The 14280-nt window shown below is 63.4% G+C and carries 25 protein-coding genes; 5 read left to right on the plus strand and 20 right to left on the minus strand.

Going from position 1 to position 14280, the window contains the following annotated elements; genetic code table 11:
• The first annotated feature begins 27 nt into the window (after positions 1-27).
• The 5 genes from ACMHYJ_RS04125 to tatC all read left to right on the plus strand — a co-directional run bounded on the left by ACMHYJ_RS04125 (position 28) and on the right by tatC (position 2523).
• Positions 28-372, plus strand: coding sequence for a phosphoribosyl-ATP diphosphatase (locus tag ACMHYJ_RS04125; protein WP_414244948.1), 345 nt, complete (start codon positions 28-30; stop codon positions 370-372).
• 159 nt (positions 373-531) lie between these two features.
• A complete protein-coding gene (locus tag ACMHYJ_RS04130) occupies positions 532-900 on the plus strand; it encodes a histidine triad nucleotide-binding protein (RefSeq protein ID WP_414244949.1) in 369 nt (122 codons plus the stop codon).
• 39 nt (positions 901-939) lie between these two features.
• Positions 940-1170 (plus strand): Sec-independent protein translocase subunit TatA, encoded by a 231-nt coding sequence (gene tatA / locus ACMHYJ_RS04135; protein ID WP_414244950.1) that lies wholly within the window; start codon positions 940-942, stop codon positions 1168-1170.
• 29 nt (positions 1171-1199) lie between these two features.
• Entirely contained in the window at positions 1200-1706 is a 507-nt protein-coding gene (tatB, locus tag ACMHYJ_RS04140) for a Sec-independent protein translocase protein TatB (protein ID WP_414244951.1), read from the plus strand.
• Positions 1707-1713: 7 nt separating this feature from the next.
• Complete coding sequence (tatC, locus tag ACMHYJ_RS04145) at positions 1714-2523, plus strand: twin-arginine translocase subunit TatC (protein WP_414244952.1); 810 nt, start codon at positions 1714-1716, stop codon at positions 2521-2523.
• A 12-nt stretch (positions 2524-2535) separates the two neighbouring features.
• Here tatC and dsbD read toward each other — a convergent pair whose 3' ends face one another.
• The 20 genes from dsbD to rplN all read right to left on the minus strand — a co-directional run bounded on the left by dsbD (position 2536) and on the right by rplN (position 14228).
• Entirely contained in the window at positions 2536-4569 is a 2034-nt protein-coding gene (gene dsbD, locus ACMHYJ_RS04150) for a protein-disulfide reductase DsbD (RefSeq protein WP_414244953.1), read from the minus strand.
• Between the two features lie 145 nt (positions 4570-4714).
• A complete protein-coding gene (cutA, locus tag ACMHYJ_RS04155; RefSeq protein WP_414244954.1) occupies positions 4715-5116 on the minus strand; it encodes a divalent-cation tolerance protein CutA in 402 nt (133 codons plus the stop codon).
• Positions 5117-5269: 153 nt separating this feature from the next.
• Positions 5270-5650 (minus strand): 50S ribosomal protein L17, encoded by a 381-nt coding sequence (gene rplQ / locus ACMHYJ_RS04160; RefSeq protein WP_414244955.1) that lies wholly within the window; start codon positions 5648-5650, stop codon positions 5270-5272.
• 176 nt (positions 5651-5826) lie between these two features.
• Positions 5827-6825, minus strand: coding sequence for a DNA-directed RNA polymerase subunit alpha (locus ACMHYJ_RS04165; protein ID WP_414244956.1), 999 nt, complete (start codon positions 6823-6825; stop codon positions 5827-5829).
• A gap of 177 nt (positions 6826-7002) precedes the next feature.
• Positions 7003-7626, minus strand: coding sequence for a 30S ribosomal protein S4 (gene rpsD, locus ACMHYJ_RS04170; protein WP_414244957.1), 624 nt, complete (start codon positions 7624-7626; stop codon positions 7003-7005).
• A 10-nt stretch (positions 7627-7636) separates the two neighbouring features.
• Positions 7637-8035 (minus strand): 30S ribosomal protein S11, encoded by a 399-nt coding sequence (rpsK, locus tag ACMHYJ_RS04175; RefSeq protein ID WP_322995735.1) that lies wholly within the window; start codon positions 8033-8035, stop codon positions 7637-7639.
• Between the two features lie 12 nt (positions 8036-8047).
• Positions 8048-8413: a 30S ribosomal protein S13 gene (gene rpsM, locus ACMHYJ_RS04180; RefSeq protein WP_414244958.1), complete on the minus strand. Its 366-nt coding sequence runs from the start codon at positions 8411-8413 to the stop codon at positions 8048-8050.
• A 33-nt stretch (positions 8414-8446) separates the two neighbouring features.
• The gene (gene rpmJ / locus ACMHYJ_RS04185) at positions 8447-8560 is read right to left on the minus strand and encodes a 50S ribosomal protein L36 (protein WP_003805360.1); all 114 of its coding nucleotides are present in this window, start codon (positions 8558-8560) and stop codon (positions 8447-8449) included.
• A gap of 28 nt (positions 8561-8588) precedes the next feature.
• Positions 8589-8807, minus strand: coding sequence for a translation initiation factor IF-1 (infA, locus tag ACMHYJ_RS04190; RefSeq protein ID WP_043678924.1), 219 nt, complete (start codon positions 8805-8807; stop codon positions 8589-8591).
• A 6-nt stretch (positions 8808-8813) separates the two neighbouring features.
• Complete coding sequence (gene secY / locus ACMHYJ_RS04195) at positions 8814-10136, minus strand: preprotein translocase subunit SecY (protein WP_414244959.1); 1323 nt, start codon at positions 10134-10136, stop codon at positions 8814-8816.
• A 9-nt stretch (positions 10137-10145) separates the two neighbouring features.
• Positions 10146-10586, minus strand: a complete 441-nt coding sequence (gene rplO / locus ACMHYJ_RS04200; protein WP_414244960.1) for a 50S ribosomal protein L15 — start codon at positions 10584-10586, stop codon at positions 10146-10148.
• 14 nt (positions 10587-10600) lie between these two features.
• Complete coding sequence (gene rpmD, locus ACMHYJ_RS04205) at positions 10601-10786, minus strand: 50S ribosomal protein L30 (protein WP_043678932.1); 186 nt, start codon at positions 10784-10786, stop codon at positions 10601-10603.
• A 3-nt stretch (positions 10787-10789) separates the two neighbouring features.
• Complete coding sequence (rpsE, locus tag ACMHYJ_RS04210; RefSeq protein WP_414244961.1) at positions 10790-11311, minus strand: 30S ribosomal protein S5; 522 nt, start codon at positions 11309-11311, stop codon at positions 10790-10792.
• A 9-nt stretch (positions 11312-11320) separates the two neighbouring features.
• Positions 11321-11686 (minus strand): 50S ribosomal protein L18, encoded by a 366-nt coding sequence (gene rplR, locus ACMHYJ_RS04215; protein WP_414244962.1) that lies wholly within the window; start codon positions 11684-11686, stop codon positions 11321-11323.
• A 21-nt stretch (positions 11687-11707) separates the two neighbouring features.
• Complete coding sequence (gene rplF / locus ACMHYJ_RS04220) at positions 11708-12241, minus strand: 50S ribosomal protein L6 (RefSeq protein ID WP_414244963.1); 534 nt, start codon at positions 12239-12241, stop codon at positions 11708-11710.
• Between the two features lie 14 nt (positions 12242-12255).
• Entirely contained in the window at positions 12256-12651 is a 396-nt protein-coding gene (rpsH, locus tag ACMHYJ_RS04225; protein WP_414244964.1) for a 30S ribosomal protein S8, read from the minus strand.
• Between the two features lie 11 nt (positions 12652-12662).
• Positions 12663-12968, minus strand: coding sequence for a 30S ribosomal protein S14 (rpsN, locus tag ACMHYJ_RS04230; protein ID WP_414244965.1), 306 nt, complete (start codon positions 12966-12968; stop codon positions 12663-12665).
• Positions 12969-12977: 9 nt separating this feature from the next.
• On the minus strand, positions 12978-13517 hold the full coding sequence (gene rplE, locus ACMHYJ_RS04235) for a 50S ribosomal protein L5 (RefSeq protein ID WP_414244966.1): 540 nt from the start codon (positions 13515-13517) through the stop codon (positions 12978-12980).
• 11 nt (positions 13518-13528) lie between these two features.
• Positions 13529-13849 (minus strand): 50S ribosomal protein L24, encoded by a 321-nt coding sequence (gene rplX / locus ACMHYJ_RS04240; protein ID WP_414244967.1) that lies wholly within the window; start codon positions 13847-13849, stop codon positions 13529-13531.
• 10 nt (positions 13850-13859) lie between these two features.
• Entirely contained in the window at positions 13860-14228 is a 369-nt protein-coding gene (rplN, locus tag ACMHYJ_RS04245; RefSeq protein WP_350382609.1) for a 50S ribosomal protein L14, read from the minus strand.
• Between the last annotated feature and the right edge of the window lie 52 nt (positions 14229-14280).

Below are 14280 nucleotides of genomic sequence, written 5' to 3' on the forward strand. Positions count from 1 at the left end.
ACAAGACGTTTCCTTTTTCCTGTCACCATGTCTACTGCCGATCCGTCCGACACCTTGGCCCGCCTGGCCGATACGCTAGCCAGCCGCCGCCCCGACCACGGCGGCGACCCGGAAACCTCCTATACCGCCAAGCTGCTGGCGCGCGGCCCCGACGCTTTTCTCAAGAAAATCGGCGAAGAAGCCACCGAGCTGGTCATGGCGGCCAAAGACGGCCAGCCAGACCGCATCGTGGCCGAAACCGCCGATCTCTGGTTCCACTGCCTGGTGGCGCTCACCCACTACAACCTGCGCCCCGAGGACGTGCTGGCCGAACTGGCGCGCCGCGAGGGCCTGTCCGGCCTGGCCGAAAAAGCGGCGCGGCCCAAAAACTGAACGCCCAGGCCAGACAGGCCAGGCCAAACCCGGCCCGGCGCACTAGGACATACCCGCAAGCGGATGCATTTCCCCGATCTCCGCATACGGCATCCGGCAAAATGTGGCAACATACAGGACTGAGCGGGTCGATGTCCGGCCCCCTGTTCCAGCATATCCATGAGTCACGATTGTCTATTCTGTAAAATCGCCCGGCACGAAATCCCCGCTGAAATCGTGCACGAAGACGACGAATTCCTGGCCTTCCACGACATCAACCCAGCCGCCCCCGTGCACCTGCTGCTGATCCCGAAGCACCATATCGCCTCGCTGGCCGACATCGCCCCCGCCGACCACGGCTGGCTGGGCCGGATGTTGCAACTCGTGCCCGGCCTGGCGGCCGACAACGGCTGCCACCCCATGCCCGAAGGCGGTTTCCGGCTGGTGGCCAACAGCGGCACCGAAGGCGGCCAGGAAATCCATCATCTGCATTTTCATATCCTGGGCGGTTCACGCCCTTGGTCCAATCGCGCAGCGCCCGCTGCCTGACCCCGGGAAATTCATTCAAACCACCCTCAAGGAGCTCTCATGGGTAGTTTCAGCATCTGGCACTGGCTGGTCGTCCTGGTCATCGTGGCCTTGATTTTCGGCACCAAGAAACTGCGCAACATCGGCGAAGATCTCGGCGGCGCGGTCAAAGGCTTCAAGAAAGGCATGAAAGACGCCCAGGAAGACACCGACACCCAGCCGTCCATCACGCAAAAAACACAGGATTCCAACACCGTGGACGTCCAGGCCCGAGAAAAAACCGACGCCTGACCCCCGCCGCCAGCCCAACCGGAACCCGCATGTTTGATGTCAGTTTCAGCGAACTGATGCTGATCGGCGTGATCGCGCTGATCGTCATCGGACCCGAGCGCCTGCCCAAAGTCGCCCGCACCGTCGGCCACTTGCTGGGCCGCGCCCAACGCTATGTCAACGAAGTCAAGTCCGATATCCAGAAAGAAATCGACCTCAAGGAAATCGGCGACATCAAGCACCAGATGGAAGACGCCGCCCGCTCCGTGCAATCGTCCATGACCAGCTCGGTGGACGACCTGAAGGCCGCCGTCACCCAGCCGACACAGGCCCTGAAGGATTCCCTGGACGACGCCCGCAAAGCGCTGGACATCCCCCCTGCGGCGGGACAGCCACCAGCCTCCGCGACACCAACGGACGCGGCAACGGACGCCGTCAGCACCCCGGCGGCGGAGCCCCGCCAAGCCCCGGACACCCGCCCGACCGCCCCGGCGCTGCCGGACGCCCCCCCGCTCACCGGCCAGCCCGCCGCCAGCCCGTCCGAATCCAGCCACTGAACACCGTATGACCGACGCATCCGACGCCTCGTCCCAGGACACGTTCATCTCGCACCTCATCGAGCTGCGCAACCGCCTGCTGAAAGCCGTGGGCGTGGTGCTGGGCATCTTTGTCGTGCTGTTTCTGTACCCCGGGCCATCCGCCCTCTACGACGTGCTGGCCCAGCCCATGCTAGCCTCCCTGCCCACCGGCACCCGCATGATCGCCACCGGAGTGATCACCCCCTTCATGGTGCCGCTCAAGGTCACCCTGATGGCGGCCTTCGTGCTGGGCCTGCCCGTGGTGCTGTACCAGGCCTGGGCCTTTGTCGCGCCCGGCCTGTACCGCCACGAACAGCGCCTGGCCCTGCCACTGATCATTTCCAGCACGTTCTTGTTTTTGCTGGGCATGGCATTTTGCTATTTTGTCGTGTTTCACACGGTGTTCAGCTTCATTGCCAATTTCGCCCCCGATTCCATCACGCCGGCGCCCGACATCGAAGCCTACGTCAGCTTCGTCATGACCATGTTCATTGCCTTCGGGGTCACCTTCGAAGTCCCCGTCGCCGTCATCCTGCTGGTCAAGACCGGGGTGGTCAACGTCAAGAAACTGCGTGAAATCCGCGGCTATGTGATTGTCTGCGCCTTTGTGCTGGCCGCCATCGTCACCCCGCCCGACGTCCTCAGCCAGGTGCTGCTGGCCGCCCCGCTGTGCCTGCTGTACGAAGTCGGCATCCTGGCCGCCGTCTTCATCGAAAAACGCCAGCCCCGGGACGACGCCGACCCCGCCGGCCAGGCGCTTGCGGCGACCCAGCCGGACGACCGCGACCCGCAATAGCCGGACGGACGACTACCTAGACGCCCCCAGCACCTGCGCCTGCACGGCCAGAAACGCATCCGCCTTCTTGAAACCGATGACCCGGGCCTGGGGCAGCAACTGCCCGTGCCGGTCGAAAAACAGAATGCCCGGCGGCCCGAACAAATGAAACCGGGCCAACAGGGCTTTGTCGTCGGCGGTCATGCGGGTGACATCGGCCTGCAGCAACAGCATCTGCCCCATGCGCTGGGCAACGCGGGGGTCGCTGAAGGTGAATTTCTCCATCTCCAGGCATGACACGCACCAGTCCGCGTAAAAATCCAGCATTACCGGCCGGTCGGCGGTTCGCAGCTGCGCGTCCAGCTCGGCCACCGAGGCCACCGGGGTGAACCGCGCCCGCACCGCCGGGGCATCGAACCCTGCCCCCGAGCCCGCCGCCACCACGGCGCCGCCCCGGAACGGGGCCAGCGGGCGCAGCATATCGTCACCCCCCGCCAGCAGGCCGGCCCCCTGGGCCAGCCCCCACAGGGCCAGCATCAGCGCCAGCGCCCGCGCCAACAAACCCATGGCCCCCGCCGCACCAGCCCCCTGAACGGCCCCCCAGATCATCAAAGCGGCCCAGAAAGCCAACAACACCCAGCCGGCAACCGCCAGCGCGTCCGCCAGCAGCGGCTGGGCCATCCACCAGGCCGTGGCCAGCAGCAGCAGACCGAAGATGGACTTCAGCACACCCATCCAGGCCCCGGCGCGCGGCAGCAGCGCGCCCGCGCCCGCGCCGACCAGCAGCAGCAGCAGACCCTCGCCCCAGGCCAGGGCAAACAAAGCGCCGGCGCCAATCAGCACATCGCCCGTTTGCGAAATGAACAGCAACACCCCCGCCAGCGGCGCCGCCACGCACGGCCCCACGATCAAGGCCGACAGCATGCCCATCAGGAACACCCCGCCCACCTGGCCGCCGGGCAGAGCCTGTTGCCAGGCCAGCAGACGCGACTGCAAGCCCACGGGCGACTGCAGGGTGAAGACATCCAGCATGGCCAGGGCGAACACGGCCAGCAGCAGCGCGAAGCTCCCCAGCACCCAGGGCGACTGCAGCCAAGCGGCCAAGCCCGCCCCCAGCAGCCCGGCGGCCACCCCCAGAGCGGTATAGACCAGCGACATCCCCAGCACATAGGCCGCCGCCAGGCCCAGGCCGCGGCCACGGCCGATCTGCCCAGGCTGCTTGCCGGCGATGATGGCCAGCAGAATCGGCACCATGGGCAGGACACACGGCGTGAACGACAACAGCAGTCCCAGCAGAAAGCTCAGGCCCAGGATCTGCCACAGGGGGGCCTGGTGCAGCCAGGCCGCCATGCCCATGTCGCCCATGTCCAGCCAGCCCACCGGTGCATCGGCCGGTGCGGTGGCGTCCGCCGCGGCCGGCGTGGAAACAGGCGCGGCCGGAGAGAAAACGGACGCGGGGGCGGCCAGCAAATCCAGCCCGCCGGCCGCCGGCGACATCGCGGCCCCGGCGGCCGGTGCTTCATCCCGCGGCGCAGGCACCTGGTCGCGCACCAAAGGCCCCTTGGCCTGATAACCATCGGCCCGCGCCACCAGCGTCAGATCTTGCGTCATGGGCGGATAGCACAGGCCCTTGTCCGAGCACCCCTGCCCGGTGACGCTGACCCGCAAAGGCCCCGGCGCCCCCGGCCGCAGGGGAACCCGCAGCGTCACCCCATTGTGGAACACCGCCATGTCCTGTTCGAAGGTCGGGTCGTACTTGACCTGCCCCTTGGGCAGCCGCACCGCCGAGTCCCAGGCCGGCTGGCGCGGCTCGGCGTCATCGGGCGTCAGGGCCGAGCGCAGGAACAGCAGCAGCCGGCCCTGCGCATCCTCGATGCGCACCTCGAAGCGCTCCTGGTACATGTAGTAGCCCGGCGCGATCTGATAGTGCACATCCAGCGTCTGCGGATCCGGCATGGCCGCCGTTGCGACGAACGCGACTTCCGGGTCCAGAAAACCGTCTTCGGCCTGTGCGGGACCCAGCAGGCCCAGCAGCAGCCACACAGCCAAAAAGAAACGAACCACCATACTTTGCACTACCTTTTGCATCCGAGACCTTCATGCCGGGGCGAGCTGACCCGGCCCCCAAAAAATGCCTCCACACTGCGCGGGCTGCGCCCGTTTGCCGCCCCCCGAGGGGGCCGTTTTTGCCTTGGGGCGGCCCGGCTCGCCGTCAGCCCGGGCGAGACACATTGTCGCGCACCCAGCGCAGATAGGGCGCGCTGACGGCGGACACCCCCCGAACCAGGAACTCGGGGATTTCGTAGGGATGCAGCTGCGACAATCGCCGGTGCAGCGCAGGCACCAAGGCCGCTGTGGTCTTGAACGACAAGGGGATTTCCTCACAGCCTTCCAGCCTGCCCCGCCAGAGATACATGGATGTCATGGGACTGCCCACCTGGGCGCACGCCACCAGGGATTCCTCGACCAGGACATGAGCGATGCGCTTGGCCAGCAGGACATCCGGCGCATTCGTCAGAACCAGCACGACATCGTCGGGCCGGCCTTCCTGGCGCGCCACGCCATCCTGCGGCGGCGCGGCCCCGGCCTGGGCATTTTCGGAATCAGTCATCATGGCGGCCTGTATGAAATAAGGGAAAACCCCTTGATTCTACACGCAAAAAAGAAGCCCAATACGCGCGGCATCGGGCTTGCTTTCGGTGCGGCGGCGCACCAGGCCGGCGGCGATGACCTGGCGCAGCCAGGCCCGCCGCCCTGCGGCATCGGCTTATTCGGCCGCCGTTTCGGCTTCGGGGCGATCCACCAGTTCCATGTAGGCCATGGGGGCGTTGTCGCCCTGGCGGAAGCCCATTTTCAGGATGCGGGTGTAGCCGCCATTGCGGGCCGCAAAGCGCGGGCCGATGTCGCTGAACAGCTTGGTCACGAGATCGCGGTCGCGCAGGCGGGCAAAGGCCAGGCGGCGATTGGCCAGCGTGGGGTTCTTGCCCAGCGTGATCAGGGGCTCGACGACGCGGCGCAGTTCTTTGGCCTTGGGCAGCGTGGTTTTGATGGCTTCGTGGGTCAGCAGAGAGACTGCCATGTTGCGAAACATGGCTAGGCGATGGCTGCTGGTGCGGTTGAGTTTACGGAGGCCGTGACGATGGCGCATATGGTTTTCCTTTGAATCTGCAACCCGGATCTTCTATCGCAAGATGCGCGGCCCGGGTGGGGTGTATCGCCTGCCCGACAATCGGACAGGCGCAAAATTTTAGCACAGGCCGCGAACGGCCCGCTGTGCCCGGATCCCGCAGGACGTCAATCCGCCCAGCGGGACACCCGGACGGTTCAGGGGCGTTCCAGACCGACGGGCGGCCAGTTTTCCAGCTTCATGCCCAGGGTCAGGCCGCGTGCGGCCAGCACTTCCTTGATTTCGTTGAGCGACTTGCGGCCCAGGTTCGGGGTCTTCAGCAGCTCGTTTTCGGTGCGCTGGATCAGGTCGCCGATGTAATAGATGTTTTCGGCCTTCAGGCAGTTGGCCGAACGCACGGTCAGTTCCAGGTCGTCCACCGGACGCAGCAGCACGGGGTCGATGGGGGCCAATTGGCCGCCCATGGGCGCGCTGGTGGTCAGCTGGCCGGCATCCTTGTCGGCCAGCGACACGAACACCGCAACCTGATCCATCAGGATGCGCGCCGACTGGCGCACGGCTTCCTCGGGGCTAATGACGCCGTTGGTTTCCACGTCCAGCACCAGCTTGTCCAGGTCGGTGCGTTGTTCGACGCGCGCGCTTTCCACGGCATAGCTGACGCGGCGCACCGGGCTGAAGGACGCATCCAGCACGATCTGGCCAATGGTGGCGGAGCGGTCGTCGACCAGTGCCCGGACATTGCCCGGCACATAGCCGCGACCCTGCTCGACCTTGATCTGCATTTCGATGCGGCCATTGTCGGTCAAGGTGGCGATCAGGTGATCCGGGTTGATGACTTCCACATCGTGGGGCAGGTCGATGTCGCGTGCGCGGACTTCGCCCGGGCCCTGCTTGCTGAGTTGCAGCGTGACTTCGTCGCGGTTGTGCAGCTTGAACACCACGCCTTTCAGGTTCAGCAGCATGTCGACCACGTCTTCGCGGACGCCGGTCACGGTGGAGTATTCGTGCACCACCCCGCTGATCTGCACTTCGGTCGGCGCATAGCCGGTCATGGAGGACAGCAAAATACGGCGCAGGGCATTGCCCAGCGTATGACCATAACCGCGCTCGAAGGGCTCCATGACGACCTTGGCGTGGTTGGCCCCCACCAGTTCGACATTGACGGTGCGCGGTTTCAGAAAACCTTGTGCAGACATAGTGATTCCTTTTCAATACCCTCGGTTCGTTACACCGATAAGGCTGACGGATAAAACCGGCGCATAGGCCGGCAAGACCTCAGCCCACCCCGGCAGAGCCTGGCGTGGGCTGAATATTCGGGCCGCAACGGGCGAAACGCCGCTGCGGCCCGGGACGGCACAAGCCGCCTGAAGCCATTAGCGGGAATACAATTCCACGACCATGGACTCATTGATGTCGTGGGCGACATCGGCGCGATCCGGGGCTTGCTTGAAGACGCCGGACAGCTTGGCGGCATCCACTTCGACCCACTGGGGCAGGCCGCTGCCGCTGGCGAGATCCAGGGATTCCTTGATGCGAATCTGCTTCTTGGCCTTTTCGCGGATGGCCACCACGTCGCCGGCCTTCACCAGCATCGAGGCGATGTCGGCGGTATGGCCGTTGAGCTCGATGGCGCGGTGATTGACCAGCTGGCGCGCTTCGGCGCGCGTCGAGCCGAAGCCCATGCGGTACACCACGTTGTCCAGGCGCGATTCCAGCAGCTGGATCAGGGTTTCGCCGGTATTGCCGCGACGGCGCTCGGCTTCTTCGAAGTAGCGGCGGAACTGCTTTTCCAGCACGCCGTACATGCGCTTCAGCTTTTGCTTTTCACGCAGCTGCAGACCGAAGTCAGACGTGCGCGAACCCGAGGTGCGGCCATGCTGGCCGGGCTTGGATTCGAGCTTGCATTTGGAGTCCAGCGAGCGGCGGGCGCTCTTCAGGAACAGGTCGGTGCCTTCGCGGCGCGAAAGCTTGCATTTGGGTCCAATGTAACGAGCCAAGATGTTCCCCTTAGATACGACGACGCTTGGGCGGACGGCAGCCGTTGTGCGGCACCGGCGTGATGTCTGAAATGCTGGAGATTTTGATCCCCAGGGCATTCAGGGCGCGCACGGAGGATTCGCGGCCGGGGCCGGGGCCCTTGATGCGGACTTCGAGCGTCTTGATGCCGTATTCCTGGGCCACGCGGCCCGCGGATTCGGCCGCCACCTGGGCGGCGAACGGCGTGGATTTGCGCGAGCCCTTGAAGCCGGCGCCACCGGAAGTCGCCCACGACAAGGCATTGCCCTGGCGGTCGGTGATGGTGATGATGGTGTTGTTGAAAGAAGCGTGAACGTGGGCAATCCCGTCGGAAACGCTCTTTTTGATTTTCTTGCGGACGCGCGACGCGCCGGCTTGTGCTTTGGCCATAGTGGTTCCTCTTTATTTCTTCAGGGACGCTGCGGCGCGACGCGGGCCCTTGCGGGTGCGCGCGTTGGTGCGGGTACGCTGACCACGCACCGGCAGGCCACGCTTGTGGCGCATGCCGCGGTAGGTGCCCAAGTCGATCAGACGCTTGATCGACAGCTGTACTTCACGGCGCAGGTCGCCTTCGACGGTGAAGGCATGCACCTGCTCGCGGACCTTTTCCAGCTCTGCGTCGGACAGATCCTTGATTTTTTTAGAGTATTCGATCCCGGTCGCTTCGCAGATCTTGCGGGCGCGCGAACGGCCGATACCGAAAATTGCCGTCAAGCCGATTTCGGCGTGCTGATGCGGCGGGATGTTGATGCCAGCAATACGGGCCATGACTATTCCTCGTGTAATCCGTGATGCCCGGCCTTAGCCTTGGCGTTGCTTGTGACGCGGGTCGGTGCAGATGACGCGCACCACACCGTGACGTTTGATGATTTTGCAGTTGCGGCAGATTCGCTTTACCGATGCCATTACCTTCATGGGATTCTCCTGGTTTTTGACCGGCCGCCTATTTGGAGCGGAAAACTATCCTGGCGCGCGACAGGTCATAGGGCGTGAGCTCCACTGTGACCTTGTCGCCCGGAAGGATCCGGATATAGTGCATACGCATCTTGCCTGAAATATGGCCTAACACCATGTGGCCGTTTTCCAGCTTGACACGAAACGTTGCGTTGGGCAGGTTCTCGATGACCTCCCCTTGCATCTGGATGACGTCGTCCTTGGACATGATTTCTTAGCGCATTGGAAGACCTGAGCCCTTGAAGTTGGCCTTCTTGAGCAAAGAATCGTACTGCTGGGACATCATGTAGGCCTGAGCCTGGGCCATGAAATCCATCGCAACGACAACAATGATCAGCAGCGAAGTGCCGCCAAAATAAAACGGAACATTCCAGCGCATCTGCATCAGTTCGGGCAACAGACACACCAGCGTGACATAGATGGCCCCGGACAGCGTCAGACGCATCAGGATCTTGTCGATGTAGCGGGCGGTTTGTTCGCCGGGACGAATCCCGGGCACGAAAGCGCCGCTTTTCTTCAGGTTGTCTGCGGTTTCACGGCTGTTGAACACCAGGGCCGTGTAAAAGAAACAGAAGAAGATGATCAAGCCGGAATACAAGGTCACGTACAGGGGCTGGCGCGGCGACAACGCGGCGGCCAGATCACCCAGCCAACGCATGTTGGGGTTGCTGGAGAACCAGCTGGTGATGGTGGCCGGCAGCAGGATGATGGACGACGCGAAGATCGGCGGAATCACGCCCGACATGTTGAGCTTCAGGGGCAGATGGGAGGACTGGCCCCCATACAGCTTGTTGCCCACTTGGCGCTTGGCGTAATTGACCGTGATCCGGCGTTGGCCGCGTTCGACGTAAACCACGAAATACGTAACCGCCACCACCAGCGCCAGAATGAACAGCACGGACAGGATCGACATCGCATCGGTGCGCACGAGATCCAGCATGCCGCCCAGCGCGCCGGGCAGGCCCGCCACGATCCCCGCGAAGATCAGCAGGGAAATCCCATTGCCCAACCCGCGTTCGGTGATCTGTTCGCCCAGCCACATCAGGAACATCGACCCGGTGACCAGGGTCACGATGGTGGTAAAGCGAAACAGCAGACCGGGGTCGATGACCAGGCCGGGCTGGGATTCCAGCGCCACCGAAATACCGACCGCCTGGAACAGCGCCAGAAACACCGTGCCGTAGCGCGTGTACTGCGTGATCTTGCGCTGCCCCGCCTGGCCTTCTTTCTTGATGGCTTCCAGGGTAGGCACCACCACGGCCAGCAGCTGCATGATGATGGCCGCCGAGATGTAGGGCATGATCCCCAGGGCGAGGACGGAAAACCGTTCCAGCGCCCCGCCGGAGAACATATTGAACAGCCCCAGGATGCCGCCCTGGTTTTGCTGGAACAGATCCGCCAGCGCGTCCGGGTTGATGCCCGGCACGGGGACGTGCGTCCCCATGCGATAGACAATCATGGCCAGCACGAGAAACAGGATGCGGCGCTTGAGGTCGCCGTATCCCGCGCTGGGCTTGTGTGCCTGAGCTTTGGCCACTGCCGCCCCTTAAGCCAGCGACCCGCCGGCGGCTTCGATCGCGGCGCGCGCGCCGGCCGAGGCGTTGATGCCCTGCAGGGTGACCTTGCGGCTGATTTCGCCGGTCTTGATGACCTTGACGAAACGCACCAGTTCACCGACCAGGCCGGCCGCCTTCAGCACCTGGACGTCGATTTCGTCGACAGGCAGGGCTTGCAGATCGGACAGACGGATTTCGGCCGACAGGTGACGGCCCAGCGGCGTGAAGCCGCGCTTGGGCAGGCGACGCTGCAGCGGCATCTGGCCGCCTTCGAAACCGACTTTGTGAAAACCGCCGGCGCGGGATTTTTGACCCTTGTGGCCACGGCCGCCGGTCTTGCCCAGACCGGAACCGATGCCACGCCCCAAACGGCGACGGGGGCGCTTGGCGCCTTCGGCGGGGGCCAGTGTGTTCAGTTGAATTTCGGACATCTGATTTCCTTTAATCAGGCTTCCGAGACGGTGACCAGATAATCCACCTTGCGGATCATCCCACGCACCTCGGGAGTGTCGACCAGGACGCGGCTGCTGTTGACCTTGCCCAACCCCAGGCCGCGCACGGTGGCGCGGTGGGACTTGTGCGTGCCAATGACAGAGCGCACGAGCGTGACTTTGATTTGCTTCTGTGCCATGTCTTACCCCAGGATTTCTTCGACGGACTTGCCGCGCTTGGCTGCGATTTCCGCCGGGGTGGAGCAGGCGCGCAGACCATTGAGCGTGGCGCGCACCATGTTGTAGGGGTTGCTGGAGCCGAGGCTCTTGGCCACGACGTTGCGCACACCCATGACTTCGAAAATTGCGCGCATCGGGCCGCCGGCAATGACGCCGGTCCCTTCCGCCGCGGGCGAAATCAGAACGGTCGAGGCGCCGTGCTTGCCCACCACGGTGTGGTGCAGGGTGCCGTTCTTGAGGGCAACCTTGACCAGGCCGCGACGGGCCTGTTCCATTGCCTTTTGAACGGCAACCGGCACTTCGCGGGCCTTGCCCTTGCCCATGCCGATGCGGCCATCGCCGTCGCCCACCACGGTCAGCGCAGCGAAGCTCATGGTGCGACCACCCTTGACGACCTTGCTGACGCGGTTGACCGCGATCATTTTTTCGCGCATGCCGTCGTCGCGTTCTTGCTCGGCGGCGTGCTTGCCTTGTGCTTTAGCCATGTGATTCCCTTAGAACTTCAAGCCGGCTTCGCGCGCGGCTTCGGCCAGCGCCTTGACGCGGCCATGGTAACGGAAGCCCGAACGGTCGAAGGCGACGAGTTCGATGCCGGCTGCCTTGGCCTTCTCGGCCACGCGCTTGCCGACCAGGCCAGCGGCGGCGGTGTTGCCGCCATTGGCCTTCTGGCTGGCGAGTTCCTTGCGGATTTCGGGTTCCAGCGTGGAGGCGCTGACGAGCACCCGGTCGCCTTCCGGCGAAATGATGTTGGCGTAGATGTGCAGATTCGTGCGGTACACCGACAGACGGTGTACGCGCAGTTCGTGAATCTTGCGGCGAGTCGCCGCGGCACGACGCAAACGGGAGAGTTTCTTGTCCATGATTCGTCCTTGCCTGCGTGCTTATTTTTTCTTGGTTTCCTTCAGGATGACGCGCTCATCGGCGTAGCGCACGCCCTTGCCCTTGTAGGGTTCGGGTTTGCGATAGGCACGAATGTTGGCGGCCACCTGACCGACGGCCTGCTTGTCGGCGCCTTTGACCACGACCTCGGTCTGGGTAGGGCACTCGATCTTGATCCCGTCAGGGATCGCATGCAGGATATCGTGGGAAAAGCCCAGCTGCAGTTTGAGTTCATTGCCTTGCACCTGGGCGCGGAAACCCACGCCGACCAGGTTGAGGCGGCGTTCGAAGCCCGCGTTGACGCCCGTGACCATGTTGTTGACCAGCGCACGGATGGTGCCGGACATGGCATTGGCCTCGCGGGACTCGTTGGCCGCGGCAAAGCTGAGGTTGCCGTCTTCCTGGTGGATGCGCACGTTGCCATCCAGCGGCTGGGTCAGGGTGCCCAAGGGGCCCTTGACCACGATTTGACCCGCGCTGATGGTGGCTTCGACGCCCTTGGGCAGGGCAACGGGATATTTGGCGATGCGTGACATATGTAATTACCCCCTTATGCCACGTAGCAGAGCACTTCGCCGCCCACGCCAGTGGCGCGGGCCTTGCGGTCCGTCATGACGCCACGCGGGGTGGAGACAATCGCCACGCCCAGGCCGTTCATGACCTGAGGAATGGTGGTGCTGCTCTTGTAGATGCGCAGACCGGGGCGCGAGACGCGGTCGATGCGCTCGATCACCGGGCGGCCGGCGTAGTATTTCAAGGTGATTTCCAGCTGCGGCTTGGCTTGTTCGCCCGCCACGTTGAAATCTTCGATGTAGCCTTCGTCTTTCAGCACGGCCGCGATGGCGGCCTTCAGCTTCGAGGAGGGCATGGAAACCGACGTCTTGTTGACCATTTGCGCATTGCGCACGCGGGTCAGCATATCGGCGATGGGATCGCTCATGCTCATGTGTGATTCTCCTACCAGCTGGCCTTGGTCATGCCGGGAACTTCGCCGCGCATGGCCATTTCACGCAATTTGTGACGCGTCAGCCCGAACTTGCTGAACACGCCGCGGGGACGGCCCGTGACGACGCAGCGATTGCGCTGACGGGTGGGATTGGCGTTGCGGGGCAATGCCTGCAGCGCCAGGCGGGCCTGGTAGCGTTCTTCGTCGGATTTGGACTGGTCGGCGATGACCGCCTTCAGTGCGGTGCGCTTGGCGGCGAATTTCTCGGCCAGCTTGGCGCGCTTGATGTCGCGATTGATGAGGGAAAGTTTAGCCACGTCAGCCCCTTAGTTGCGGAAGGGGAAGCTGAATGCGCTCAAGAGCGCCTTGGCTTCCTCGTCGGTCTTTGCGGTGGTGGTGATGCTGATGTTCATCCCGCGAATCGCATCGATCTTGTCGTATTCGATTTCCGGGAAGATGATCTGTTCTTTCACACCGATGTTGTAGTTGCCACGGCCATCGAAAGCACGGCCGGACACGCCGCGAAAATCGCGCACACGCGGCAGGGCCACGGCGATCAGGCGATCCAGGAATTCGTACATGCGCTGGCCGCGCAGGGTGACCATGCAGCCGATCGGGTAGTCCTCGCGGATCTTGAAGCCGGCGATCGCCTTGCGGGTCTTGGTGATCACGGGTTTCTGGCCCGCGATCTTGGTCATGTCGCCCACGGCGTTTTCGATGACCTTCTTGTCGGCAACCGCTTCGGACACACCCATGTTGAGCGTGATCTTGGTGATGCGGGGCACCTGCATGATCGACTGATAGCCGAATTTTTCTTTCAGGTCGCCCGCGACCTTGTTGCGGTAGAAATCTTGTAAACGTGCCATTTATGCGCCCCTTATGCCTTCGCGCCAACGACAGCGCCGTTGGAGCGGAAAATGCGGACCTTGGCGCCGTCCACGACCTTGACGCCGATGCGGTCGCCCTTGCCGGTTTCGGGGTTGTACACAGCCACATTGGAAATATGGATCGGCAAGGTCTTGTCGATGATGCCGCCCGGCGTGCCGGCCATGGGGTTGCCCTTGGCGTGTTTCTTGACGACATTGATGCCTTCGACCAGAACGTGGTCGGCATCGACGCGCGCAACAACCGTGCCGCGACGGCTGCGATCGCGGCCTGTCAGGACGATGACTTCGTCGCCTTTGCGAATATTTTGCATGATCTGCTCCTTACAGCACTTCGGGCGCCAGGGACACGATCTTCATGAACTTCTCGGTCCGCAACTCACGTGTGACCGGGCCGAAGATACGGGTTCCGATGGGCTCTAGTTTGGCATTGAGCAACACGGCCGCGTTGCCGCCGAAGCGGATCAGCGAACCATCTTTACGGCGCACGCCCTTGGCGGTACGCACCACCACGGCATTGTAGATTTCGCCTTTTTTTACACGCCCGCGTGGAGCCGCTTCTTTGACGGACACCTTGATGATGTCACCAATGGCGGCATAGCGGCGCTTCGAGCCGCCCAACACCTTGATGCACATGACGGAACGCGCACCTGTGTTGTCGGCCACGTTTAGCGTGGTCTGCATTTGGATCATGATTTTTCCTGTTCCAACTTAACAACGAAGCCCAGAGTATCCACCCAAGGCC

The sequence above is a fragment of the Castellaniella hirudinis genome, from assembly GCF_047468865.1.
Classification (GTDB): domain Bacteria; phylum Pseudomonadota; class Gammaproteobacteria; order Burkholderiales; family Burkholderiaceae_B; genus Castellaniella; species Castellaniella hirudinis_A.